We start from the raw sequence: 26,126 nt of genomic DNA, 5'->3' as shown, positions 1-26,126 counted from the left end.
CGCAAGGGCCTCGTTGCTCAGGTGGCAGCGATCAGTCTTGGATTGCCCGGCAGGATGTGCGGCCGAGCCGAAGGGCCTCAAGCCATCGTGCAGGCGCAAAGGAAGCGCGCCACGCGCCCGTTCATAATTTGAAATTGCGAATTCTAGGCTGAAGCCACCCACTGACCGGCGACGTAGCCGAATGCCACGGCGTCAGGGTTCTTCTGCGCGGCCGCTAACAGCCGATCCTCGGCGCTGACCTTGAGCCGATAGTCGCCGAGCCGCTGCGCTTCACGAATACCCTTGAAGTCGTCCTTGCAGTAGCCGCTCAGAAGAATGACCTTCTTGCCGCGAACGACAATCCTGGGGAGTGCCATACCCGCCTCCAACTGCGCCATCCTCGAGATGCGCCCCGCTCGTTAAAGCGTCGGAGACGTTTTCATCATCGCAGACAGCGATTTTACAACAGCGACCCCCACGTCAGCCTGCAAACACTATAGGCGGAGAATGCGACATTGATAAGACGTGTAATCCGAAAAGTACTTAAAAATCCGAGTGTTGCGCGCTGCAGCATCGATGCGGTGCAGCAATTCCCGAATCGTTGGTCAGCCGGGCATTTGCCGGGCGAGTGCGGCCAAGCCCTGTTGCGTCGCAACAGGCGGCGCCCAGTTCAGCGCGCGTAATGCGGCTGGATCGGCCACGAGGGAGTTGAACAGCGGTCCGGTTTCGACCTGTGGCCCGACGGCGGCCAAGAGCCTTGAGCAGAGATGGCGGCATGTAGAACAGCCCGGCCCTGCGCCCGAGCCCCTGGCGCAAGGCGCGAACAATCTCTGCCACGGTGACCGGGGCCGGGTCGGCCACGATAAAGGGCCGGTTCAGCGGTTGCGGCGCCGTCAGGATCCGGTCCACGGCCTCAACCAGATTATCGAGCGCGAGGAGCGAGTGCCGCGCCTTCAGACCGGCGAGCGGTAGCGGGTAGGGTGCGCGCGCCAGCTTCATGAGCCTGGCGATATTGCCGCCGGCTCCCGGACCGTAGACGAGGGCAAGGCGCAAGGCGGCCCAATCGAGGCCCGTCTCGGCCACACCCAATTCCGCTTCGAGCTTCGACCGGCCGTAGGCATCCGTGGGGCGCGCCTCCTGATCCTCGGTCAGAACACAAGATGCCGCCGGTCCCGATTGGGCGCGAATGGACGACAGGAACAGGAAGCGCTTGACCCGGGCGCGTTTGGCCGCCTTGGCGAACCGCACCGTCGCGTCGGTATTGAACAGGCGGTAGTCGTCCTCGGGCAGGCCGGTCATGGCGCGGGGAATGCCGGCGGTGTGGATCACGGCATCGACCTCCGCCAGCGCCTCGGACATGTTGTAGGGCTTGGCGATGTCGCCGATGAGGACGCTGGCGCAGGACTCCGGCATCTGGGTGGGGCGCCGCAACAGAACGCGGACACGGTAGCCGCGGTCCGTGAGGCCTTTCAGAAGATGCTGGCCGATGAAACCCGTCGCGCCGGTGAGGGCCACCAGCGGTTTGCGGTCCGGTTCTTGAGCCTTTGCGCCCGGCATGCTGCTCCACGCTTCACGACGGGCGCGCGCCCGTCCGTCAGAACACGGAGTTCACAATCACAATTGGGCTAGAGCAAGCCCTTCGCCGACGCGCGCTGTCCGCGCAGGACCCATCCGCCGGTCTCGAAATCTCAGAATTTGAAGCTCACCGCCGCGTCGAAGGTTTCCCCTTCGAACGTATTCTTGGCGTCGAACTCCTTGTAGTACTTCACGATCACCGTCAAGCCTTCGTCGGATCGGGGCTGGTGGTGAAGGTGACGATGGGCCGACGCCATAGACTTCGGACTCGACGCCCCCAAGCGCGCGCCCGCGCCGCTGTCGCCGGTTACCTGGATCATGCCGTAGCTTGCCACGCCCACGCCCAACGGTCCGAAGTTCTTGGTGATCGTGCCTTCCACGTTGACGATGTCGCCGGTGAGGTAGTTCGTTGCCGTGTTCTCGGTGTTCCAGGTGTAGAGCACGGCGCCGGTCGCCTGCCAGCCGGTCTGCGGATCGAAATAGGTGGCGGCGAAACGCGGCATGAACGCCCAATGATTGAGGCTCGTATTCGCGAGTTGATCGGTGCTGTAGTCGCCCGTCGGCGCGAGGATGAACATGGCGACGTTCCAGTGCCAGTTGCCCTCATCCCAGCCGAGGATTGCCGGTGCGAAGACCATGTCGCCAAGGGCAAAATTGTTATCACCCCGGTTGACGGTGAACCCGCCGACCGTGTTGCCTAGCGGCCCGGTGAAGGTGGGGATTCCCAGTCCGACATCGACGTCCATGGCGACGACGGTCGGGGTGACGTTCACCGCGAAGGTGCCGCCGAGAGGCTTCCACGGTGTCACATAGGTCAGAGAGCCAACCGTTGCGGTGAAGTTCTGGTCGACGCCAAGGTCAACACGGCCATTCAAGATCGTAGTGTCGGCGCTGCCGCTATAGTCGTAGACGTCAGTGCGGAGATAAAATCCGGGTACGGAGGGGATGACCCCGCCAAAGACGTCCGTGTAGCCCTTAAGCCAAGGGCTGGCGCCGAACTCGGCGCTTTGCGCAGCACCTGGCGCCGATACGGCGGCAAGCAGTGCCAAGCCACCGGCAACGAGACTTTTTCTGGCCATCGATCATGCCCCCCGTTTGCTGCCTTTTGGCATTCTTGAGGGGAGTCTATCCCGGGCATGGCTCGCATCGCCATGGCATTTTGCGTCAGCGCGTGCGGATGACGGGCGGCCGTGCATATTTGCAACAGGCTATGTTCTAGGGGCCGCGAGGCGCCGCCGCCAGCGTCAATCGTGGATGATCTTCTGCAGACCCTTGCGGTCGACGACTTTGACCCGGCCATAGCCTTGTTCCACCAGTCCGGCGTGCGCCAACCGTCCGATCGTTCGTCTCAGGGTCGGGAGGGAGACAGCTAACAGCTGCGCCAGGTCAGGCTGGGACAGTTGAACCCAACCATCGGCTTTTGGATGGGCCGCCGTTTCGAGGAGCAGCCGGTCGGCCACGCGCTTGTCGATGGAGACAATCGCCAAATTCGCAATGAGGTTCAGGGCGGTTCTGAAGTTCTCGTATGTCAGCGCGTAGAAATCCGTATGCAGCTGCGGATCGTCCTGTATGAGCCGCAAAATTCCCTGAGGCCGCAGTTGGACCATTGTTGTCGGCTCGGCGGCGTGGATCGAGACGAGGCGGGGTGCGTTGGCAAAAAGCGCGAGGTCGCCGATCCAAAAGCCCGAGCCCGCGTGGTGGGCAATGTAGTCCTCACCATCGTTCCTCGGAAAAGCGACCTTGATCGATCCGTTCACCAGACCGAAGACGCCGTTAGGAACCTGCCCGCTAGAGTAGACCGGCTCGTCGGTATCAAAGGTCCTGAGCCTCGCGATCTCCGCCAGCCGCTTCTGGGTCTCTTTGCTGCGTTCGGAGTACCAACCGCGCGACCGCAGGACCTCCAGAGCGCGCTCTAAATCCCAAGCGTCCTTTTTCATCCGGGAATCTCGTCAGGTGAGCAGTTTTTAATCGGGCGGGCAGAGTAGCATCCGGCTATTCTCACCGCGAGGGGAGGAACTAGAGACGGCTCGTCATGCGGTACAGGCCGCCATCTGCGACTCTCTCCTTCGCGTCTCCAAAGCTTGCGCAACGTGCATCAAATCTAGGAAGGAACGCTATCATGAGTCTCGGCTTGTACAGGCAGTTATGCGGCCTATCGGTAGCCGCATTGGTCGTCTGCGGTGGTGTTGCCCACGCGCAGGATGCCGACGCATCGGCAGATGCGAAGAACAAGAAGCCCAACATTCTTTTGATCGTTTCGGACGACACCGGGTGGGGCGATCTCGGTCCCTATCTCGGCGGCGAGGGTCGGGGCATGCAGACCCCGAATTTCGACAAGCTGGCGAAGGAAGGCATGGTCTTCACCAACTTCTATGGCCAGCCGAGCTGCACACCGGGCCGCGCCGCAATCCAGACCGGGCGTATCCCAAACCGGAGCGGCATGACCACGGTGGCCTTCCAGGGCCAGGGCGGCGGTCTCCCGGCAGCGGAGTGGACGCTCGCTTCCGTCCTGAAGAAGGCCGACTACAACACCTACTTCACCGGCAAGTGGCATCTGGGCGAGTCGGACTATGCGCTGCCGAACGCTCAAGGCTACGACGTGATGAAGTATACTTTCCTCTATCACCTCAACGCCTACACCTACCCCGACCCCAAATGGTTCCCGAACATGACTCCGGAACTGCGCGAAACGTTCAAGAAGGCGACCAAGGGCTCTCTGTCCGGCAAGGCCGGCGAGAAGCCGGTGCAGGACTGGGAAGTCAATGGCGAGTATGTGAACACGCCGGAGAAGGGCGTGGTCGGCATTCCGTATCTCGACGAATACATCGAGAAGGCCGCGATCGAATTTCTCGACGAGGCAGCCAAGTCGGACAAGCCGTTCTTCATCAACGTCAACTTCATGAAGAACCATCAGCCGAACCTGCCGGCGCCGGAGTTCGAGCATAAGTCGATCTCGAAGTCGAAATATGCCGACGCCGTCGTCGAACTCGATACCCGGGTAGGCAATGTCCTGAAGAAGCTCGACGAGCTCGGTCTCGCCGACAATACGATCGTGTTCTACACGGTCGACAATGGTGCCTGGCAGGATGTCTATCCGGATGCCGGCTACACGCCGTTCCGTGGAACCAAGGGTACGGTGCGCGAAGGCGGCAACCGCGTGCCGTCCATGGTGCGCTGGCCCGGTAAAGTGGAAGGCGGCTCGAAGAGCGACGCCATCCTGGGCGGTCTTGATCTGATGGCGACGTTCGCTTCGGTCGCGGGCGTTGAGCTCCCGACGGAAGACCGGGACGGCAAGCCCATGATCTTCGACAGCTACGACATGACGCCGGTCTGGACCGGTTCGGGCAAGTCGAAGCGCAATTGGTGGTTCTACTTCACCGAAGATGAGCTTTCGCCCGGTGCTGTTCGTCTGAACCAGTTCAAGTACGTGTTCAACCTGCGCGGGGACGATGGCGCCGACACGGGTGGACTCGCGGTCGATACAAACTTGGGTTGGAAAGGCGCGAGCGAGTATGTCGCGACTGTACCGCAGGTGTTTGACCTCCTGGCCGATCCGCAGGAGCGTTACGACATCTTCATGACGACGTTCACAGAGAGCACGTGGGCCGTGGTTCCGGCCAACGAGTCCGTGGCGAAGCTCATGAAGTCCTATGTGAAGTATCCACCGCGGAAGCTTCAGAGCGAGACCTATACCGGTCCAATTACCATTTCCAAGTACCAGCTGCTCAAGTCGCTTCAGTCGCAGTTGGCCAAGGAAGGCTTCAGCATCGGCTTGCCCACGGGCAACTAGGCTCGAGCGCTCGCGGCTGCGTCTAACGAGGCTTCGGCCAATAGGCTATAAGAGGGGCGGCCCAACGATGGGCCGCCCCTTTTTTGCGCGTGACGGGAGTGACAACATGATCACGACGGTTCGCCTCATGGCTGTTGCGGCCCTGATCGCCGTGTGGGTGGGAGCGTCACCCGCTCGGGCGGACGATGCGCCCGACCCGCTGCCGTCCTGGAACGACGGTTCGCTCAAGTCGAACATCCTCGACTATGTCGCGCGCGTGACGACCGAGGGCAGTCCCGACTTCGTACCGAAGCCTGAGCGCATCGCTACGTTCGACAATGACGGGACGTTGTGGGTCGAGAAGCCTGTCTACACGCAGTTCGTTTTCGTCGTCGATCGGGTGAAGGCGGTGGCGAACCAGCATTCGGAATGGAAGACGAAGGAACCGTTCAAGTCCGTGCTCGACGGGAACACGCAGAAGCTTCTCACCTACGGCGAGAAGGGCGCCATGGCGCTCGTGACGGCCACCCATAGCGGCATGACCACGGTGGAGTTCAACGACATCGTGTCCGCTTGGCTCAAGACGGCGAAGCATCCGAGGTTCAAGCGCCTCTATACCGACCTGACCTACGCGCCGATGATCGAGCTGTTGGAGTATCTGCGCGCCAATGGCTTCACGACGTTCATCGTCTCCGGGGGCGGGACGGCTTTCATGCGCGCCTATACCGAGCAGTGCTACGGCATCCCGCCCTGGCAGGTCGTTGGCTCGTCCGGGGAGACTGAATTCCGGTACTGGGATTCCAGCCCGACGCTTGTGAAGCTGCCGGACCTCTTGTTCTTCGACGACGGGCCCGGCAAGGCGGAAGGCATCAATCACTATATCGGCCGGCAGCCGATCCTCGCCTTCGGCAACTCCATCGGCGACAAGGAGATGCTGGAATGGACGGCGAACTGCAAAGGCCTTTGCTTCATGGGTCTTGTTCATCACGACGATGCGAAACGCGAATACGCCTACGGGCCTGATTCAGATGTGGGGCGCTTCCCCGTCGAGTTGATGGAAGATGCCTTGGCGAACGGCTGGAATGTCGTCAGCATGAAGGACGATTGGAATCGGATTTTCGCCTGGGGCGCGCCCGAGGCGGCGGTGCCCGCGCCGGCACCGCAGGACTGAGCGATAATCGAGGGGGGGTAACGATGACCGCTTGGCTTGTCCTGATATCGGGCTGCATCGAAGTTCTGTTTGGCGTTTCGGCCATGCTCGCTCCGGCCCTGGTCGTGGCCGGTGTCGGCGGGACCGATCTGGACGGCCCGGCCATGGCGCTCATACGCCTTCTGGGTGTGGCGACGCTGGCGGTGGGGGCCGGCGCTTTGCTGGGCCGGACCTGGGCGGCGCGCTCTCCGGATCCCGAACGGGCGTACGGCCTTGGCTCCTACGCGGCCGTCTCGCTGGCGATCTACAACATCGTCGCAGCGCCTGTGCTTCTCCTCGGGGCCATGGCCACCGGCAGCAGCGGCTTGTGGGGAGGGGGCGCCCTTCACGGCGTCATTGCTCTGCTGTTCGTCTACGTGCTCGTGGCGCGCCGCTGACGAACCCCGCTACCTTGCGAAAACATGCCTACTAGCAAGACCTGGCATGTTTGCTGTAGGTTCTTGCCGGATAAGGGAAAACGCGTATCTCGGCGGTGCTTCCCTGGGGGAAAGTCTTGGGGAAGTTTCGTACCGCGTTCGCCTGCCGTAACCTTGCGCGGGCCCTTGCTGTTCTGACCATTGGAGCGTTGCTCGGAGGGTGCGCCGTTGCCGGCGCCCGCAATGCCGTTCCGGTTGGGCTTGAGGACAGCGCGAAGGTGTCCGGAATGGGATCGGAGACGATCCGCTTTTGGGGCGATGAACTGCCGCCGAACGTGGCCGCCTATCGCGCCAAGCGCGCCGCGCAGCTGAGACAAAGCAACCCGAAATTGCGGCAGGGCGGGCGGCCCGTGTTGAACTCCTTGGCGCTGTCTGGCGGCGGCCCCTATGGCGCCTATGGCGCGGGCCTCTTGGCCGGCTGGACGGCGGCCGGGACGCGGCCGAGTTTCGATGTGGTCACGGGTGTGTCCACGGGGGCGTTGAGCGCGCCGTTCGCATTTCTCGGACCGAAATACGACCATGCCCTCAGGCATGTCTTTACCGAGACGCAGACGAAGAACGTCGCAATCCTTCAGCCCGTGAAAGGCCTGCTTGGCGGCAGCGCGATGTCGAGCAACGCGCCGCTTGCGAAGATCATCGCTCACTACGTGACGCCGTCTTTTCTCGCCGAAGTCGCGGCCGAGCATCGCAAGGGGCGCCGCCTCCTGATCGGCACGACGAATCTCGACGCGGGCCGCCCGGTCATTTGGGACATGGGCGAAATCGCGGGGAGTGGCCGCCCCGAATCCGTCGAGCTCTTCCGGAGCGTCCTGCTTGCCTCCGCCGCCATTCCCGCCGCCTTCCCGCCGAGCTTCATCAAGGTCACCGCGGACGGCTATAGCTTCGAGGAGATGCACGTAGATGGCGGGACGACGCGCGAGGTCTTTCTCGCGCCGACGCAGCTCACGGTGGGGAGCGTGGACAAGGATCTCGGCGTTTCGCCGATCCGGCGCTTCTACGTCATTCTGAACGGCTATGTCATGCCGCACCCGAAGGCGGTGAAACCGTACACGATGGACATCGCCGGCCGCGCCATGTCGACGCTCCTTACGAACCAGGGGGTCGGAGACCTTTACCGGCTGTACGAGTTCTGCCAGCGTAACGGGATCGCCTATAATCTGGCTTACATTCCCGAGGGCATTCAGGATACGAGCACCCAGCCGTTCGACCCGGTGTATATGACCGAGCTCTACGATGCTGGCTTCCAGATGGCCCGGCGGGGCTATCCTTGGCAGAGCCAGCCCCCGGGACTCTAAGTCCCCAGCGCGTTTTGCCCTTGCCGAGAATCCCCGGCGAAAGCAAGAATCGTGGCTTGTAACGCGCGCGCCAGCATGGCTTATGGGCTGCAATACGCGCTGACGTTCAGAGTGACAGGGAGGAACGACATGGATCTTGAGGCCTTGAACAAAGTCGCCACCGCCATGACCCAGCCGGGTAAGGGGCTTCTTGCGGCGGACGAATCAAGCGGGACGATCAAGAAGCGGTTCGACGCGATCGGCGTTGAATCGACGGAAGAAAACCGGCGCGACTACCGCGAATTCCTGTTCCGCACCGAGCCGGCCATGAAGGACCGGATTTCGGGTGTCATTCTGTACGACGAGACCATCCGCCAGAAGGCGGCCGACGGCACGCCGCTGGTCAAGGTCATCGAGGCGGCGGGCTCCATTCCCGGCATCAAGGTGGACGCCGGCGCCAAGCCGCTTGCCTTCTGCCCCGGCGAGACCATCACCGAGGGCCTCGACGGCCTGCGCGACCGGCTGATCGAATACCGCGAACTCGGCGCCAAGTTCTGCAAATGGCGGGCCGTGATCAATATTGGCGATGGCATTCCGAGCCACGACGCCATCAATTCCAATGCCCACGCACTCGCCCGCTATGCGGCGCTGTGCCAGGAGCAGCAACTGGTGCCGATCGTGGAGCCGGAAGTCCTGATGGACGGCGACCACACCATCGAACGCTGCGAGGCCGTGACGATGTGGACGCTGAAGACCGTGTTCATGGAGCTGTACTACGCGAAGGTGCAGCTTGAGGGCATGGTGCTGAAGCCCAACATGATCGTGCCGGGCCAGAAATGCGCCACGCAGGCGTCGGATCAAGAGATTGCCGACCGGACCATCCGCGTCTTGAAGGACTGCGTGCCGTCGGCCGTGCCGGGTATCGCCTTCCTGTCGGGCGGTCAGGACGATGTGGAGGCTACCGCGCGCCTCGATGCCATGAACCGCATCGGCGGGTTCCCTTGGCACCTGACCTTCTCCTATGGCCGCGCGCTGCAGCATGCGCCGCAGGTCGCCTGGTCAGGCAAGAAAGACAATGTGCCGGCGGCACAGGCCGCGTTCTCGCATCGTGCGGAGATGAACGGTCTCGCGACGCTCGGCGAATGGACCGATGCGATCGAGAAGAAGGCAGCTTAAGACCGGCTCCCGGTACAGCTTGGAAACGCAAAAGGCGGGAGCATGTCTCCCGCCTTTTTCTTATGCCGCTGTTTCTGATGCTGCTGTTTTTGGGGCCGCTGTTCTGCGCCGCGCGAAGAATCCGAAGATCGACTTCTCCAGTTCAACCAGGATCAGGAGCGCCGCGCCGATCCCGACGATCAGCAGTCCGTCCTGCCAGGCGACGGGCTCGGTCGCGAAGATGGACTGCAGCGCCGGCAGATAGGTGAAGGCAAACTGCGCGAGAACGGTAATGCCGACGCCGATCAGGACGGCCGGCGTGCCGAGCATGCCGCGCCATGTGAGCGAGCCGCTATACACAAAACGCACGCTGAACAGATAAGCGATCTCCATCACGACGAGTGTGTTGACGACCATGGTGCGCGCCATGTCGACGCTCTGGCCGCGTTCGATCGCGTAGAAGAAGATCCCGAACGCGCCGATCGCGAATAGAATCGAAACGAAGCAGATGCGCCACAGCAGCGTGCCCGAGAGGAGCGACTCCGTCGCCTTGCGGGGCGGTCTTGTCATTGTCCCGGGTTCGGTCGGCTCGAAAGCGAGGGTGAGACCGAGCGCCACGGCGGTGACCATGTTGATCCAAAGAATCTGGATGGCGGTCATAGGCAGAGTGAGCCCGAAGGCGATGGCGCCGATCAGGGTGGCGCCTTCGCCGCCATTAGTGGGCAGCGTCCAGGCGATGACCTTGCGGATATTGTCGTAGACCGTGCGGCCTTCGCGTATCGCCGCGACGATGGACGCGAAGTTGTCGTCCGCGAGCACGATCTCCGCCGCTTCCTTGGCGGCGTCCGTGCCTTTTCGTCCCATGGCCACACCGACATCGGCCTGCTTGAGGGCAGGAGCGTCGTTGACGCCGTCGCCGGTCATTGCGGTCACGTCTTGGTCGATCTGCAGGGCGCGGACGAGGCGCAGCTTGTGTGCCGGGGTCGTCCGCGCGAAGACCGTCATCGTGCGCACGATGTCGGGCAGGTCGGTATCGTCGATGTCGTCGAGCTGGTCCCCGGTCAAGGTCTGCGGTTCCGGCGCCAGCGCCAGCTCGCGGGCGATGGCGGTCGCCGTGGCGGCGTGATCGCCCGTGATCATTTTGACGTCGATGCCGGCCGTTCGGCATTCGCCGATCGCGGAGAGGACCTCCTCGCGCGGCGGATCGATGAAGCCCACGAGACCGATGAGGACGGCGCCTTGCGAGACGTCAGAGACGCTTAGGTCCTGTGTGCCCTTCGGAAGGCGCTTCATGGCAAGCGCCAGCATGCGCTGGCCGTGCCGGGCGGTGAACGCGGTCTTCTCGTGCCAGTCTTCAGCGTCCAACGGTGCGATCTGGTCCTGATCGAGTTGCCGGTCGCACATACTGAGAATCTGCTCGGGCGCCCCCTTGATATAGGCGATGGCGCTTCCGTCTTCGTGGCCGTGATGCAGCGTCGCCATGAAGCGGTGCTCGGTGTCGAAAGGAATCTCGTCGGTTCGCGGCAGTTGCTTACGCAGGAGCGCGGGATCGAAGCCGGCTTTCATGCCGAAGCAGACGAGGGCCCCTTCCATGGGATCGCCGTGTGCCGACCAGTCGTCGTCGCTGTGCTGCAATTCGGCGTCGTTGCACAGGATGGCCGCGCGGGCCGCTTCAGTCAGGGCCGTGTTGCTGCCGGGTTGGACGGGCGCGCCGTTGTCCGTGAAGCCGCCTTGCGGACGGTAGCCCACGCCGGAAACGTCAAGCACGCCCTCCGGGGTTACGACGCTCCGGACCGTCATCTCGTTGCGCGTGAGCGTGCCCGTCTTGTCCGAGCAGATGACCGAGACCGAGCCGAGAGTCTCCACGGCCGGCAGGCGGCGGATGATGGCGTTCCGGTCGGCCATGCGCTGGACGCCGACGGCGAGCGCGATTGTCATCACCGCGGGCAGGCCTCGGGGTGGCCGAGACGGCAAGCCCGACGACCATGAAGCTTCCTGCCAGGGATAGTCACGCACATAGACCGCGAACAGGAACACGGCCGCGCAGGCGGCAAGGATGAAGACGGTGAGCAGGCGGGCGAACTGATCCATCCGCCTGATCAGCGGGGTGGTGAGTTTTTCGACCGTTCCGACGAGCGCACTGATGCGGCCGAGTTCGCTTTCCGGTCCGGTGGCGACCGCGATGCCGGTCGCCGTACCGTTGGCGACAAACGTACCGGAGAACGCCATGGAGGTGCGGTCTGCAAGGACAGTTTCCTGCGGGACGGGGCGGATGGCCTTGTCGACGGGAAGCGACTCGCCGGTCAGCGCCGCCTCGTCGATCCGCAAATTGCGGGCCCGGGCCAGACGCAAGTCTGCCGGTACGCGCGTCCCCGGTTCCAGGAGCACCAAATCGCCGGGGACGATGTCCTCGGCGGCCACGTCTACGCGCTGTCCGTCGCGAATGACGGCCGCGTGGGGGTCGATCATGCCGCGGATGGCCTCGAGCGCCCGTTCGGCGCGTCCTTCCTGGATGAAGCCGACGATCGCGTTGAGGACGACCACCGCGACGATGACGGCGGCATCGATCAGGTTGCCGATAGCGGCAGCCAGCACCGCCGCGCCGATCAGGACATAGATCAGAAGGTTATGGAATTGCAGCAGGAAGCGCATGATGGCGCCGCGATGTTCGACATCGGGGAGCCGGTTCGGACCATAGCGCTCGCGGCGTGATGCGGCTTCGGTTGCGCTCAGGCCACTATCGAGCGCGACCTGCTGGGCGGCCATGACCTCGGCCGCCGTTTGCGCAAAGGGAAGGGGCGCATCGGCCGATGGTTGCACATCGCGTTTTGCCAGAGGTCGTGCCAACGGTGTTGCCAAGAGTCGTGCCTGAAGTCCTGCCCGCGGTTCAGCAGGCCGATGTCGTCAAGATCGTCTCGTGCCGCAGACGCCCGCCGTGCTGGGCACAGTCAAGTCTATCGCCGCCCGGCCGCGTTGACGCAGATCATGCGCGGTCCATTCGACACAGTGTTTGCCGCTACTGCGTGGCCTCATCAGGCTCCGGCGGCATCGGAAGGCCGTCGAAATCGGCAGGCGCGTCCTCAGGCGGCATGTCCTCCGGCGCCATGTCTTCGGCCGGCATGTCTTCGGCCGGCATGTCTTCGGCCGGCATGTCGGCTGCTCCGGCATCGTCTGCCGGGGGAGGCGGTGGCGGCGCTGAAGCCAGCGTCGTCGTGCTCCAGTCGAGAATATCGAGTGCGACCTTCTCAAAGGCCGCGCGCAGCGCGTCTACATAGTCGCGCGGCTCGTTCCCTGTGGCGGGCTCCGTCACGTCGAACTTCTTGGATCCGATCACGCCGCCGGCAGGATCCTGAAGTTTCGCCAGGATGACGATCGTGGCCGTCGGGTCGTCGCCGGCGGAGACGTCGAAGCGCCGAATGTCGATCGAGAGCTGATCGCTGTTGGGGAAGTCGCCTAGCGTGCGGGTGACGTCGTCGGTGTAGCCGGCGTTCTCGAAGGTCTCGATCAGCTTGGCCTGCACCAGGATGGGCAGGCTGTCGTTCCAGCGCGGTCCTTCCAAGGCCCGGCTCTCGTCGGGCGAGGGCCGGGTCATGATCTTGTCGGTGTTGTAAGCGAGCAGCGTGGTCGGCTCGGGGATCGTGAGCTTCCAGCTCGGCGGCGCCTCGGGCGCCGGCGGCAGATCGGTCGCAGGCTTCAGCGAATAGAGCAGGGAGGCTTCCTTGCCGCCCCCCGTCATCCGTTCGATGCCCGCGAGAATTCCGTCAACCTTGTCGGAGTTGCGGGCCAAGGCGTGGTGAAGACCTCGATGTTCTTGATGGCCTCTTGGACCGGAACCCGGTTCTCGTCCAGGATTTGCTCGACCTCCTGAAACGCATCGCGCGCACTTTGCGTCCAGTCGCGCCCCACATCCGGGGGCGCGACTAGTGTCGCAAGGCCGTCATTTTCCGCCAGCGGTTGGGTGGACGTCCCGCCCGTGAGCGTCACGGCTACGCCGCCGGTCAGCCCCTGCTGCTCAACGTTGACCACCGTGTCCTCGCGGATGGGCGTATCCTTCATCACCGAGATCGTCGCCAGCACTTGCTGCGGCTGGGCCGGATTGAGACTGACGCTCGCCACGTCGCCGACGCGGATGCCGTTGAAGAGAACGGCCGATCCGACATAGAGGCCCGGCACCGCGCTCTCGAACTGAAGGCGATAGGTCTCGCGCTCGCCGAAGCCGCCCTTGTTCTCCAGCCAGTACACAAAGCCGAGGCGCGCCGAACACGGCGAGGATGAAAAATCCGATCAGGGCGTAGCGGGCACGGGTTTCCATCGATCAGCGTCCTTCTCGTTCGGTCACGCAGTTATTGTGTCAGTTCACGGTCGGCGAGGCTGCTGCCCCGCTTTCCTTGGAAATAGGTCTTCACCCAGGGGTGATCGGATTCCAGCATGGCGGAGATCGGTCCTTCCGCGGCGAGCTTGCCGTCGGCGAGGACGGCGATCCTGTCGCACGCCGTGTAGAGGCTCTCCAGATCGTGGGTCACCATGAAGACGGTGATCTCCAGGGTCTGCTGCAGCGTCCGGATCAACTCGTCGAAATCACCGGCCGAGATCGGGTCGAGCCCCGACGTCGGCTCGTCAAGAAACACGATCTCCGGGTCGAGGGCCAGAGCGCGGGCGAGCGCCACACGTTTGGTCATGCCGCCCGACAGCTCGGATGGATATTTGTCCCCGTCCCGTGGCGACAGCCCGACCATCTCCAGCTTGGCGTAGGCCATCTCGTCCATGAGGCGCTGCGAGATCTCGAGGTTCTCGCGCATGGGGAACTGAACGTTCTGCTTCACGGTGAGCGAAGAGAACAGGGCGCCTTGCTGGAAGAGCACGCCCCAGCGGCGCTCCATGGCACGCCGTTCGTTCTCGTCGATCTTATCCAGGTCCTTGCCGAGCACGTCGATCGTCCCGTGGCGCCGTGGGATGAGTCCGATGATGGTGCGCAACAGGACCGATTTTCCGGCGCCGGAAGCGCCGACAACGCCCAGGATCTCCGCAGGACGCACGTCCATATCCAAATGATTGAGGACGGTCTGTGTGCCAAACCCCACGACGAGGTCGCGCACTTTGATGACCGGCGTTTTCTCACTCATAGGCGGATCACATCCCAATCGAGGCGAAGAAGATTGCGAACAGACCATCCAGCACGATCACCAGGAAGATCGATTCCACGACGGACTTTGTCGTTTGGATGCCGAGCGATTCGGCGCTTCCCTTCACCCGCAGTCCCTCGGCGCAGGCAACCAGACCGATGACGAGGCCCATGAACGGCGCCTTGATCATGCCGACCTTGAAATGCGTCAGCGAGATCGCGTCCGTCAGCCGCGCGATATAGATGTCGAGGCTCATGCCGCCATAGAGCCAAGCGACGAGACCGCCGCCATAGAGCGCTGCCATGCAACCGATGAATGTCAGCGCCGGGAGCGCGAGTACGAGCACGATGATGCGCGGCAGGACGAGCACCTCCACGGGGTCGAACCCCATGGTGCGGAGCGCATCGAGTTCCTCGCGCATCTTCATCGACCCGAGCTCGGCGGTATAGGAACTGCCCGAGCGTCCCGCGACCATGATGGCGACGATCAGCACGCCAATCTCGCGCAAGACGAGGATGCCCACGAGGTCGACGGCGTAGAGTTCGGCGCCGAACTTGCGGAAATGGAAAATGCCCTGCTGGGCGACGATGGCGCCGATCAGGAAGGTGATGAGCGCGATGATGGGCACGGCCTGCAGCGCGACCCGGTCGAACTGATGAACCGTAGAAGTAAGCCGGTACTCACTCGGGCGGAACAGGACCCGGGCGGCCGCCATGCCGGTCTCGCCCAGCATCTGTGCGAAGGTCTGGAAGCTGCCGGCGAAGCCGGCGGTGCCACGCCCGATGGCGGCAAAGAACGAGACAATCGGGTTCTGGCGCTCCTGCGGCGCGGGTGCTTCGCGATTGACCGCGTGCATCTCCTCGACGAGGTCGGCGCCGTGTGCGGGCAGGCCGACGACCATCGCGTCGCGCCCCGCGCTCGTCCATTGGCGGGTCAGGCGCTCGAGAAGCCAGGCGCCGAACGTGTCGAGTTCGCGGACCGCGGCCATGTCGATCGATACGTCCGTGGTCTTGGCCGACGCCGAACCATTGGGGCCACTGGCGAGCCGGTCGATCTCGGTCTCAAGCTCGCCCGCGTGCGGGGCGGTCCATGAGCCTCTCGCGGTCAGCTCCAGCCGATCGCCTACCAGCTTTTGGGTCAGTAACGCCTCGGCCATGGCCGTCTGCTCCTTGTTCCCCGGTTCGCGCCGTCCAACCTGTCGCCCGAGAGGCCCCGAAAAGGGGCCCCTGAACGCCGTACACTATAGGGAAACTCGGAAGGCGGGGCCGGGAATTAGCCGCTGCGGCTCAGCGACATGGAAACACCCCGCAGCGACGTGCCCGTCGTGGAGATCGAGACGCTTTGCCGGGACTGCGTAAAGTTGACGGTCATGCTGCCGTTGACCGTACCCGAAATCCGAATATTCAGCCGGCCTGGAGTCAGCGAGCCTGAGGCGCTTCCCGCAGCGTTGTAGGTGCGCTCCTCCCAGCTGCCGGAAACCGAATTGCCGCTCACGCGAAGATTGCTCCGGATGTGAACCTTGGACGTCGGTGAGTTGCAGATCACGGAGAGGCCGAGACTGGACCCGCCGCCCCGGTAATAGGCATTGCAGCTAAGGCGTTCGGACCCGGAAGTGTACCTAGCCGTGCCGCCGCCACGCCATGACCCGAGAAGTCCGTCGACCGCGCTGGCCGAGGCCAGTTTCGACGGCGTGGACATGAAGACGCCCGCAAGCGCCGCGGTGGCGAGCAGAACGGGGGCAGCTTTGCGAATCAAAGGTTTCATGTGGTCGATATTCCCGCAGTTTTGACGTCTGAAGCAAGTCAGGATGGTAGTGTCAGGCGATGATGGGGCAAGAGTGTTGCTGCATGAACAAGGCTGTTACGGTCGGCAAACGTGCTTCTTGGAACAGTGTTGTTGCGCGCAGGTGACACCCCCTCGATTTCGCCCTCAAAACGGTAAGCCATTCGCCGGCATGGTTTACCAGGAATGAGGCTGGAATCGGTCTCGGGGCCCAGTCTACAGTCTCTTGAGGTTCTGCGCATCCTCTCGAAGATAATAGTCGGAGACATTAGGAAGGGCCCCGGGAATGGCACCGCCGAAACCGCATATCGTTATCACGTACTGCCGCATGTGCAATTGGATGCTCCGGGCCGCTTGGATGGGGCAGGAGCTTCTGTCGACCTTCGCAGGAGAGGTTGGCTCGCTCACGCTGATTCCCGACGATACCGGCGGCGTTTTCGAGGTGCGCGTCGATGGAGACCTCGTGTGGTCGCGAGGCGAGCACGGCCGGTTTCCCGAGATCACCGAGCTCAAGCAGTTGGTCCGGGACCGTATTGCGCCCGCCCACGATCTCGGCCATGCCGACCGCCGAAACGGGGAGCCGGGAGACGGCTAAGCGGCTGTAATCGCTGGTTTCGTCGAGCAACTGCCGTTCTTGGTCTGGCCACGAGTGTCCTTAGGTCTTGGGACGTTCGGTCGCAACGGCCGTCGCCACGGCCCGGAACAGAGGCCGATCGTTCAAATCCTCGATGGGAACGGCGATCTTGCGCCGCCAATTGGGGTGCTCGTCGATGGGCCGGGAAGGTTGGCCTGTTCGACCGTACCCAGCGCATCGTCCAACTGGACCGCGAGCAGGCGGCATGGTGTCGCCGCCAGGAAGCGGTGGACCGCGACAATCACGTCGTCCGGCATTTCACTCGCCTCGATGTAGGACGGATCGGGCTTGAGCGCCTGTGCGCCCATCAGTGCATCCAGAAGGCGCTTGCGGTCGCGTTTGCGGTCCTGGCGTTGAATCACGGCTTCGGTTTCCGTGGCGCGGGCACTTTTGACACGCCAATTGACGTCATTGCAGATCCACCAACCACGAAGTGTGGGCAGGTCGTGGGTGGACGCGCAGACCATCGCTTCGCGCCGATAGGCGTGCGGTGCGCGCCAGACGCCGTCCTCGTTGCTGAAGTAGAAGACCTGGTAGCTCAGCAGACCCGCCCGGACCATGGTGTCGGTGAACCCAGGCGGCACCGTGCCGAGGTCTTCGCCGATGACGATCGTTTGCGAGATCCAGGACTCAGCCGCCACGCCCTCCAGCAACTCGCGGAAGGGATAGGCGACATAGGCGCCGTCCACCGCCGTGTTGCCATCCGGAATCCAGTAGAGCCGTTGTAGGCCCATGGCATGGTCGATGCGCAGCGCGCCCGCATGGCGCATGTTCGCGCGCAGCACCGCCTTGAAGGGCTCCAGGCGTTCAACCGCAAGGCCGACGGGCGAGAAGGGGACAAGACCCCAGTCCTGACCTTGCGTGCTGAAGGGGTCCGGAGGGCAGCCGATCCGCGCGGCGCGCGCAATCGCAGGCCCGCCCTGCCAGCAGGCGGAACCGTCCGGCGATATGCCCACCGCCAAATCGAGATACAGGCCGATGCGCATGCCTGCGGCGCGGGACCGTGCTTGCGCGTCTGCGAGTTGTTTCTCCGCCGTCCATTGCAGCCAGGCGTGGAAGGCGAGGCGGGTCTGGCGGCCCGGGCGAAGTCGCGCACGGCGATATTGTTTGGGTCCCGATAGACTTCCGGCCAGGTCGTCCAGGCCGCGTTGTACCCTTGTGCGACCATGTGTTCGGACAAGGCTTCGTAGAGCGCGTGAATCTCCAGCGCCTTGCCCTGCTCGTAGCAATAGTGCTCGAAGATGTCCTTGGTTTCGGTCGGGGCAGTCTTGAGGAACCGTGCGAACAGTTCCTCGAGGACCGGAATCTTGAGGGCGGCGACGCTCGCGTAGTCGATCAAGTCCGTCTCCCGAAGCACGGCGCACTTGGCCGCCAGGTCGGTCGTCACGACATCGGCGAACCCCGGCACCTGGTCCGGGGCGATCAGGAGCGGATTGAGGAAATTGCGCGACGAGGGGCTGTAGGGGCTGATGCGTTCCGGCTCGGCGAGAAACAGTGCGTGGAGCGGGCTGACGCCGACGAAATCCGCCCCGAGCGTCGCTGCATATTCAGCGAGCCGCGCCAGATCCTCGAAATCGCCGATGCCCCAATTGCGCGCCGAGCGCAGCGCATAGGCCTGCACGGAAAAACCCCAGGTACGCTGTTCGACCAGGAAGGGCGGCCAGAAGGCGGAGTCCGACAGGCCGGCAATGTCTTCCATTCGCGCAGGCTTCGGCAGGACGCCGTCGCCGTCCAGCGGTACGCCCATCGCCTCCAGAACCTTGGCCTTGGTCTCGTCCGGCGTCGTGACCCAGTCGCCCTGTTCGCTGATATAGCCCTCGGCAATGCCGAAGCGTTTCGCCAGTTCTTCGATCCGATCCGTCATCGGGACTCCTAAAGGCTCAAGCTGGCAACAACAGACCACGGGGGCAGCGGGCCGTCACCGGGGTCTACGCCAGGAGGGGTCGTGAAAAACGGTTTGCCACCGGCGTCGAAGGGAGCGTGACGGGGGCATCCGACAGATTGGCGGTCAAGGCCAGCGTGCCGCCGTCGTCCAGGTCCCAACTGACCGTGAAGGCGGGGCCCTGACGCGCGGCGACGGTGCCGGCGTGTCCGCCGATGGATGTCATATGCGGAATGACGTGTGCCTTGCGGGCGGCAAGTAGTCGCTTGACCAGGTCCAAACGCGGCGTGTCCGCCGGCGCAAGAACACTGCGCTCGAACGTCTCCAGCGCATTCGGGTTCGGGATCTCTTTCCCGGCCGCGGCATTGGCATAAGATTCGTGGCTGCCGAAGTCGGCACGCCGGCCCTTGACGACGGCCTTGGCCAGATCGCCCTGGAAATCCGTGAAGAACAGAAACGGTTTCGTCTCGCCGTATTCGTCGCCCATGAACAGCATAGGAATGTGGGGCGCGAGCAGCAGCAGCGTCAGGGCCGCATCCACGGCCTCGGCCGGTGCCAGCGATACGAGCCGGTCGCCATGCGCCCGATTGCCGGTTTGGTCGTGGTTCTGAACATAATTGATGAAGACCGTGGGCGGCAGATGCGCCGACGGCTCTCCGCGCATCTTGCCCGCGGAATGCCGAATCCTCGCCCTGGTAGTCGTAGCCTTCGGCCATCGTCCGCGCGAGCGCCCGACAGGGTCGTCGATGTGGTCTTTGTAATAGCCGGTCTTCTCGCCGGTCAGGATCACGTGGACCGCGTGATGCCAGTCGTCGTTCCATTCGGCGTCGTAGAGACGCGGCGCGCCCGTTTCGTCGAACTGGAACAGCCGTATCGAATTCTCGTCGTCCTCGATGGAGAGGTGAATATGCCGATCCGGAATCCGGGTACGGATTTCCCGCGCGATCTCGGCGAGAACCTCTTCCTCGGCGGTGTCCTTGATGTGATCGACCGCGTCGAAGCGCAGCCCGTCGCAGCGGAACTCTTGGAGCCAATAGAGCGCGTTGTGCACGAAAAACTCCCGCACCTGCGGGCGATCGAAGGCGATGGCTGCACCCCAGGGCGTGTTCCGTTGGGGATCGAAAAAGTTGGGCGCGTAGTGACTGAGATAGTTCCCGTCCGGCCCGAAATGATTGTAGACCACGTCCATCAGCACCATCAGGCCGCGTTCGTGACAGGCGTCCACAAGCCGCTTGAGGCCCTCCGGGCCGCCATAAGCAGCATGGGGCGTATAGAGCAGAACGCCGTCATAGCCCCAGCCGCGATTGCCGCCGAACTGCGCCACCGGCAGCAACTCGATCGCCGTCACGCCCGTGTCCACGAGCCTGTCGAGATCGCGGGCGATGCCGTCGAACGTGCCTTCCTGCGAGAACGTTCCCGTGTGGAGTTCGTAGATGACGGCTTCCTGCCAGGGGCGGCCTTGCCAATCCGGCGTCTGCCATTCGTAGGCCTTCGGGTCCACGAGGCGGCTGAACCCATGGACGTCGGACATTTGGGCGCGGGCAGCCGCGTCCGGGACACACATCCCGTCTTGGAGAGCGAAGTGATAGCCGCCGCCAATCGGGATGGCATCGGTGTGCGCTTCGAACCAGCCTTCGGCGGATTTTGTCATCGGGACGGTGGCGCCTGTCTCGGCAACCAATGATACGGTGTCTTGCGCGGGCGCCCAAAGCCGGAAGCGGGCGCCGTCGTCCGTGATCTCCGTGCCCCAGGGGAGCGTATGGGCGAAGCGCGCGCTCATCGTTCCGTCCTTTCGAACAGGAGAAGCCCGCTGCTCGGAAGGGTCGTCTTACCCGTGGCGATCGGTACGTCCTCGGGGCGGATGAGACCATTCGCGGTGTCGCACAGAAGTTTCCAGTGCAGATGGCGCTTGCCGAAATAGGGGAAGATGAAATCGATCTCGTCGATGTCGGCGTTGAAGAGCATGAGCAGGATGTTTCCGCCGCCAGCGAAAGAAGCGCCGATGCATTTCGCGACCGGATCTTCCCAATGTTCGGGCTGCTGTTCCTCGCCGTCGGGCTTGAACCAGGACACATTTTTGATGCGGGGCGCCACGGGTTCGCCGTGGAGAAATTTCGGCGACCGCAGCAGCGGCAATTGCTGCCGCAGGGCGGCGAGCCCCTGCACGAAGTGGTGGAATGCGCGGTCACGCTCGGAGATGTTCTGCCAATCCATCCAGGAAATCATGTTGTCCTGGCAAAACGCGTTGTTGTTGCCGAGTTGCGTGCGGCCGATCTCGTCACCCATGTTCCACATCGGCGTGCCGTGGCAGAACAGCAGGCTGGCGGCCAGGGCGCGGCGGACCCGGTCGCGCTGGTCCAGGATGTCCGGATCGTCGGTCGGCCCTTCGACACCCCAATTGTAGCTGCAGTTATGCGAGTGGCCGTCCTGGTTGTCCTCCAGATTGGCCTCGTTGTGCTTCTCGTTATAGGAGACGACATCGTTCAGCGTGAAGCCGTCATGGGCGGCGACGAAGTTGATACTGGCCCAGGGTTTGCGGCCGCGGCGGTCGAAGATCTCCGCCGATCCGGAGATGCGCCGGCCGAGTTCGGGAAGCCTGCCCATGTCACCCTTCCAGTAGGCACGTAACCCATCGCGCCACTGATCGTTCCATTCGGCCCAGCCCGGCGGGAACATGCCGAGCTGATAGCCGTCCATGCCGACGTCCCAGGGTTCGGCAATCAGCTTGGTGCGCGCGAGGACGGGGTCCTGGCCGATGGCATCGAGAAAGGCCGCGCTCGGATCGAAATCGTCGCCGTCACGGGCAAGCGCGGGCGCCAGATCGAAGCGGAATCCGTCGACGCCGCACTGTTCGACCCAATAGCGTAAGGAATCCATCACGAGCTGCAGCACACGGGGATGCGCCACATTCATCGTGTTTCCGCAGCCGGTGGTGTCGTGATAGTGCCGCTTGTTCCCGGCGAGCTTGTAGTAGGTCGCGTTGTCGATGCCGCGGAACGAAAGCGTCGGTCCGAGCTCGTTGCCTTCGGCCGTGTGGTTGTAGACCACGTCGAGCAAGACCTCGATGCCGGCCTCGTGCAGCCTGTCCACGGTGGTGCGGAACTCGCCGATGCCGGCGCCCGGTGAGACGTAACGCTCGGCCGGTGCAAAAAAGCCGACGCTGTTGTAGCCCCAATAGTTGCTCAGTCCGTGCTCGACCAGATGGCGGTCGTTGACGATCGCATGAACGGGCAGAAGCTCGATGGCCGTCACCCCCAGCTTCACGAGATGGTCGATCACGGCCGGGTGCGAGAGGCCGCCGAACGTGCCGCGGAGCGCTTCCGGGAGATCCGGATGCAGGGCGGTCATGCCCTTCACATGCGCTTCGTAGATGACGGTCTCATGCCAGGGCCGGTTGGGCCGGTTGTTCAGCGGCGCATCCTCGGTGCCCGTGACCACGCATTTGGGCATGAAGGGCGCGCTGTCGGTCCGGCTTTTGACGAGATCGCCGCGCTTGGCGCCGATCTGGTATCCGAACAGGCTGTCGTCCCACTGCAATTGCCCGGCATAGGCCTTTGCATAGGGATCGAGGAGCAGCTTGTTCCGGTTGAAGCGATGTCCGTGACGGGGAACGTAGGGACCGTGCACGCGGTATCCGTAGTGCTGGCCCGGTCCCAGGCCCCGGACATAGCCGTGCCAGATCTCGTCTGTGTACTCGGGCAGAGTGATGCGGTCCGTTTCCGTGCCGCTCCCGTCGAACAGACATAGATCAACCCGCGTGGCGTGGGCGGAGAACAGCGCGAAGTTGACGCCCTGGCCGTCGAAGGTCGCCCCAAGCGGATGGGGTGCGCCGGGATCGAGCTTTATCGGCATCGGCGGCTACCCCAGGTCTTGAGAAGCGGACAGGAGGCAATCACGCGCCGTCCCCGTCCGTCGCTGTATCGAGAGGTGCGACGAGTTCCAGCGCCGCGCGCAACGGCGTGCCGAGGTAGACCGGCCGGTTCGCCGCTTCGTAGATGATTTCCTCGAACAGCTTGTCCGCAAGGAAGAGCGGCAGGAGTTCGCCGCCTGCGAGATGCGAGCCGCCCGAAGCGTCGTCCCGCGCCATGCCGTAGGCGCGCAGGAAGCGCCGCTCGGCGAGAGAGCGCCAATTCAGGCCGCGCGTCTCGATTTCTTCCAGATGCGTCGCGCCGCGCTGACGCTGGCGGTCCATGGCCGTGCGTGCGGCGTAGTCGAAAGACCGCAGCATCGTCGCGATGTCGCGCGAGGCCGGCGCCTTCTGCCGCCGCTCCTCCACCGGCCGGTCGGGCTCGCCTTCGAAATCGATGATGTAAACATCGTTCGCCGCGACGAGAATCTTGGCGAGGTGGTAGTCGTTGTGCAGCCGGAGCTTGTTGCCGCGCGCAATTGTCGGCACCAGCGTTTCGATGCGCCGGAGCATGGCTTCGCGCAGGGTCAGCAGCTTTTCCGCGAGCTCGCGCGTTTCTGCGTCCGTCGTGTCCGGGAGAGCTTCGAGAGACTCGAAGGCCTCGGTCGCCCGGGCGATCGCCCGCTTGAGCCAGGCATCAAGGTCGTCCTGCGTGACGGGTTCCGGCACGAAAGCGGCGTCTTCCGGCTCGGCCGCGGCAAGCGCGCGGTGTAGTTCGCCCGTCCGCCGTCCAATGGTTTCGATCAAGGTCAGGGAATAGGGGAGGCCACGATCTTCTCCGCTCCCTGAGAGAGACTCGTCTTCGAGCTCGCGGTCGAGCGCATCGACGACGACCGACCAGCCGTCGCCTTGGTTACCCACATACTCGGAGGCAATGGCGAGCGCCGTAGGGGTGCCAGTCTCGTCGACATGTTCCAGGGTCCCCAGCAGCGCGGGACTGTTGGTGAATCCGGACCGTGACAGGAAGTGGCCCATCTCGATGCCGGGATCGATGCCCGAGCGCAGGCGCCGCGCCATCTTCAGGAGAACCGCGTCGCCAAGCGTACGCACCGTGTGGGCGTGCTCGCCCGTCGCCACGCGCCGCACATCGAGCGGCCTCGACATATCCAGTTCACGGAGCTTCTCGGTCGCACCGAACCGGAATGTGCCGCCGACCGCCGGCAGGGTCGCGTGCGTGCGCATGGCGTTCAGCAGCGCGCGCGGGAAAGTGTCGCCATGGGCCGCGTCGAAGACGATGCCGGACTTTGCACCCCGGCGGATCTTGCCGACCACGTAAGGCAGGAGCGGGCTATCCTGGCGCAGGACCTCTTCGCCCCATGCCAGCTCGAGGGGAATGAGGTAGCGCTGCGTGTCCCCGCCGTCCAAGGCCACGCGCCCGAACAGGAGGAGGAAGCTTTCGCGCCCCTCTTGCGGGATCTCGCCCAGGACGTTCCGGAGCATGCGTGCGGCGTCCGCTGGTCCGAACCAGCGTTGCCGCGCGATATAGGTCGGCAGCATTTCCTGCACGATGCGATCGGTGCGCGCGGTGTCGCGCCGCTGGCTTTCGACGAGCATCCACCCTTTGCCGAGCACGAAGGTCTCAAGCTCGGGCAGCGACTCCGGCTCTTGCTCCGGATGCGAAGCGAGCTGGGCCGGATCGGCGAGCATGAACCAGTAGAAGCCGTAGGCCGGCAGGGTCAGCAGATAGGGAAGCGTGCCGATCGGCGGGAAGGCGGACGCGCCGGTCAACTCGACCGGAACCCTGCCGCGCTGGCTCGCCAGGTCCAGCTCCACCGCCTGCGCCGAGCGGGCGAGATTGAAGACGCACAGAATGACCTCGCCGTCGTGCTCGCGCAGATAGGCGAGAACCTTGCGGTTCCCCGGCCGCAGGAACGTCATGCTGCCATTGCCGAAGGCCGTATGGGTCTGGCGGACGGCGATCATGCGCTTCGTCCAGTTGAACAGGGAGCTCGCGTGGGTCTGCTGGGCTTCGACGTTCACGGTCTCGTAGCCGTAGATCGGATCCATGATCGGCGGCAGGTAGAGGCGCTGCGGATCGGCACGCGAGAAGCCGCCATTGCGGTCGGCGGACCATTGCATCGGCGTCCGCACGCCGTCGCGGTCGCCGAGATAGAAATTGTCGCCCATGCCCAGCTCGTCGCCGTAATAGAGAACCGGCGTGCCGGGCATGGACAGAAGCAGGCCGGTGAGGAGTTCGATCTTGCGCCGGTCGTTGTCGAGCAGTGGGGCGAGCCGTCTGCGGATGCCGAGATTGAGCCGGGCTCGCTGGTCGGTGGCGTAGGTCTCCCACAGATAGTCGCGCTCCGAGTCGGTGACCATCTCGAGCGTGAGTTCGTCGTGATTGCGCAGGAAGATGGCCCATTGGCAATCGTCCGGAATCGGCGGGGTCTGGCTGATGATGTCGGTGATCGGGTAGCGGTCCTCGCGGGCCAGTCCCATGAAGATGCGCGGCATGAGCGGGAAGTGGAACGCCATGTGGCATTCGTCGCCCTCGCCGAAATAGGGACGCGTGTCCTCCGGCCACTGATTGGCCTCCGCCAGCAGCATGCGGTCCGGGTAGCGCTCGTCGATCTCCTCGCGGAAGCGCTTCAGGATCTCGTGCGTCTCGGGAAGGTTCTCGTTGTTGGTCCCGTCGCGCTCGATGAGATAGGGCACCGCGTCGAGCCGCAGGCCGTCGACGCCCATGTCGAGCCAGAAGCGCAAGACCCGCAGGATGTCCGACAGCACGCGCGGGTTGTCGTAGTTGAGGTCGGGCTGGTGAGAGTAGAAGCGGTGCCAGAAATAAGCCTTGGCCACTGGGTCCCAGGTCCAGTTCGACGTTTCCGTGTCGAGGAAGATGATCCGCGTGTCGGGGAACTTCTGGTCCGTGTCGCTCCAGACATAGTAGTCGCGCCAGACGGAACCGGGCTTTGCTTTGCGCGCCCGCTGGAACCAGGGGTGCTGGTCCGAAGTGTGGTTGACCACCAGCTCGGTAATGACCCGAATGCCGCGATCGTGCGCGGCCGCCACGAACTGGCGGAAATCACGCATGGTGCCGTAGGTCGGATTGATCGACGTGTAGTCGGCGATGTCGTAGCCGTCGTCGCGCAGCGGAGACGGGTAGAACGGCAGCAGCCAGACGGCGGTGACGCCAAGGTCTTGGAGATAATCGAGTTTTTTGACGAGACCGCTGAAATCGCCAATGCCGTCATTGTTCGCATCGAAGAACGCCTTGATGTGCAGTTCGTAGATGACGGCGTTTTTGTACCAGTGCCGGTCGTTGCGGTCGATCATGAGGCGTGGGCGATGTGGTGAGGGTTGGTGATAGAGAGTTCCGGAGCGTGCCCTGATAGGCCATCGTGCCGGTGAAAGTAAGAGGGTTCAACAGCCGGGACTAGGGCCAAATACGCGCCGCCCATCGGTCGTTTCGTCCCACCTGGA

Annotated in this window: 19 protein-coding genes and 1 pseudogene; 6 read left to right on the top strand and 14 right to left on the bottom strand. The window is 63.7% G+C overall.

Annotation, left to right across the window (positions count from 1 at the left end; translation table 11 throughout):
- Window positions 1-143: 143 nt before the first annotated feature.
- The 4 genes from AUC70_RS00835 to AUC70_RS00820 all read right to left on the bottom strand — a co-directional run bounded on the left by AUC70_RS00835 (window position 144) and on the right by AUC70_RS00820 (window position 3,491).
- On the bottom strand, window positions 144-356 hold the full coding sequence (locus AUC70_RS00835; RefSeq protein ID WP_069443271.1) for a response regulator: 213 nt from the start codon (window positions 354-356) through the stop codon (window positions 144-146).
- A gap of 166 nt (window positions 357-522) precedes the next feature.
- The gene (locus tag AUC70_RS00830; protein ID WP_425283571.1) at window positions 523-1,536 is read right to left on the bottom strand and encodes an NAD-dependent epimerase/dehydratase family protein; all 1,014 of its coding nucleotides are present in this window, start codon (window positions 1,534-1,536) and stop codon (window positions 523-525) included.
- A gap of 131 nt (window positions 1,537-1,667) precedes the next feature.
- Entirely contained in the window at window positions 1,668-2,633 is a 966-nt protein-coding gene (locus tag AUC70_RS00825) for a SphA family protein (protein WP_069443159.1), read from the bottom strand.
- 165 nt (window positions 2,634-2,798) lie between these two features.
- Complete coding sequence (locus tag AUC70_RS00820; protein WP_069443158.1) at window positions 2,799-3,491, bottom strand: Crp/Fnr family transcriptional regulator; 693 nt, start codon at window positions 3,489-3,491, stop codon at window positions 2,799-2,801.
- A gap of 182 nt (window positions 3,492-3,673) precedes the next feature.
- Here AUC70_RS00820 and AUC70_RS00815 point away from each other — a divergent pair, with 182 nt between their 5' ends.
- From AUC70_RS00815 to AUC70_RS00795, 5 genes are all read left to right on the top strand, one after another.
- On the top strand, window positions 3,674-5,344 hold the full coding sequence (locus AUC70_RS00815) for an arylsulfatase (protein WP_069443157.1): 1,671 nt from the start codon (window positions 3,674-3,676) through the stop codon (window positions 5,342-5,344).
- 106 nt (window positions 5,345-5,450) lie between these two features.
- Window positions 5,451-6,494 carry an HAD family hydrolase gene (locus AUC70_RS00810; protein ID WP_069443270.1) on the top strand — a complete coding sequence of 348 codons (1,044 nt, stop codon included), beginning with the start codon at window positions 5,451-5,453 and terminating at the stop codon, window positions 6,492-6,494.
- A gap of 23 nt (window positions 6,495-6,517) precedes the next feature.
- A complete protein-coding gene (locus AUC70_RS00805; protein WP_069443156.1) occupies window positions 6,518-6,910 on the top strand; it encodes a hypothetical protein in 393 nt (130 codons plus the stop codon).
- Window positions 6,911-7,176: 266 nt separating this feature from the next.
- Complete coding sequence (locus AUC70_RS00800; protein ID WP_141701874.1) at window positions 7,177-8,244, top strand: patatin-like phospholipase family protein; 1,068 nt, start codon at window positions 7,177-7,179, stop codon at window positions 8,242-8,244.
- 129 nt (window positions 8,245-8,373) lie between these two features.
- Window positions 8,374-9,399, top strand: a complete 1,026-nt coding sequence (locus tag AUC70_RS00795; protein WP_069443154.1) for a class I fructose-bisphosphate aldolase — start codon at window positions 8,374-8,376, stop codon at window positions 9,397-9,399.
- Between the two features lie 60 nt (window positions 9,400-9,459).
- On the opposite strand, the gene AUC70_RS00790 is transcribed toward AUC70_RS00795, so the two are convergent.
- From AUC70_RS00790 to AUC70_RS00765, 6 genes are all read right to left on the bottom strand, one after another.
- Window positions 9,460-12,198 carry an HAD-IC family P-type ATPase gene (locus tag AUC70_RS00790; protein ID WP_069443153.1) on the bottom strand — a complete coding sequence of 913 codons (2,739 nt, stop codon included), beginning with the start codon at window positions 12,196-12,198 and terminating at the stop codon, window positions 9,460-9,462.
- 196 nt (window positions 12,199-12,394) lie between these two features.
- Window positions 12,395-13,114, bottom strand: coding sequence for an ABC-type transport auxiliary lipoprotein family protein (locus tag AUC70_RS00785; protein WP_069443152.1), 720 nt, complete (start codon window positions 13,112-13,114; stop codon window positions 12,395-12,397).
- Window positions 13,111-13,620, bottom strand: coding sequence for an MlaD family protein (locus tag AUC70_RS00780; protein ID WP_069443151.1), 510 nt, complete (start codon window positions 13,618-13,620; stop codon window positions 13,111-13,113). Before AUC70_RS00780 ends, AUC70_RS00785 begins: the two co-directional genes overlap by 4 nt.
- Window positions 13,621-13,721: 101 nt before the next feature.
- A complete protein-coding gene (locus tag AUC70_RS00775) occupies window positions 13,722-14,501 on the bottom strand; it encodes an ABC transporter ATP-binding protein (protein ID WP_069443150.1) in 780 nt (259 codons plus the stop codon).
- Window positions 14,502-14,508: 7 nt separating this feature from the next.
- Window positions 14,509-15,657 (bottom strand): ABC transporter permease, encoded by a 1,149-nt coding sequence (locus AUC70_RS00770; protein WP_069443149.1) that lies wholly within the window; start codon window positions 15,655-15,657, stop codon window positions 14,509-14,511.
- Window positions 15,658-15,773: 116 nt separating this feature from the next.
- Complete coding sequence (locus AUC70_RS00765; RefSeq protein ID WP_069443148.1) at window positions 15,774-16,265, bottom strand: VirB8 family type IV secretion system protein; 492 nt, start codon at window positions 16,263-16,265, stop codon at window positions 15,774-15,776.
- A 304-nt stretch (window positions 16,266-16,569) separates the two neighbouring features.
- Here AUC70_RS00765 and AUC70_RS00760 point away from each other — a divergent pair, with 304 nt between their 5' ends.
- Window positions 16,570-16,878, top strand: a complete 309-nt coding sequence (locus tag AUC70_RS00760) for an Rdx family protein (RefSeq protein ID WP_083241118.1) — start codon at window positions 16,570-16,572, stop codon at window positions 16,876-16,878.
- 122 nt (window positions 16,879-17,000) lie between these two features.
- Here the strand turns inward: AUC70_RS00760 and malQ are convergent.
- The 4 genes and pseudogenes from malQ to treS form a co-directional block, all read right to left on the bottom strand.
- Window positions 17,001-18,616: pseudogene (malQ, locus tag AUC70_RS00755) on the bottom strand (4-alpha-glucanotransferase).
- Window positions 18,617-18,845: 229 nt separating this feature from the next.
- A complete protein-coding gene (treZ, locus tag AUC70_RS00750) occupies window positions 18,846-20,579 on the bottom strand; it encodes a malto-oligosyltrehalose trehalohydrolase (protein ID WP_206599283.1) in 1,734 nt (577 codons plus the stop codon).
- Complete coding sequence (gene glgX / locus AUC70_RS00745; RefSeq protein WP_069443147.1) at window positions 20,576-22,651, bottom strand: glycogen debranching protein GlgX; 2,076 nt, start codon at window positions 22,649-22,651, stop codon at window positions 20,576-20,578. Before glgX ends, treZ begins: the two co-directional genes overlap by 4 nt.
- A 40-nt stretch (window positions 22,652-22,691) precedes the next feature.
- Complete coding sequence (treS, locus tag AUC70_RS00740) at window positions 22,692-25,979, bottom strand: maltose alpha-D-glucosyltransferase (protein WP_069443146.1); 3,288 nt, start codon at window positions 25,977-25,979, stop codon at window positions 22,692-22,694.
- Between the last annotated feature and the right edge of the window lie 147 nt (window positions 25,980-26,126).

Source organism: Methyloceanibacter stevinii, from assembly GCF_001723355.1.
Classification (GTDB): domain Bacteria; phylum Pseudomonadota; class Alphaproteobacteria; order Rhizobiales; family Methyloligellaceae; genus Methyloceanibacter; species Methyloceanibacter stevinii.
The sequence above is the reverse complement of the archived record's forward strand: the minus strand, read 5'-3'. Positions and strand labels throughout refer to the sequence as shown.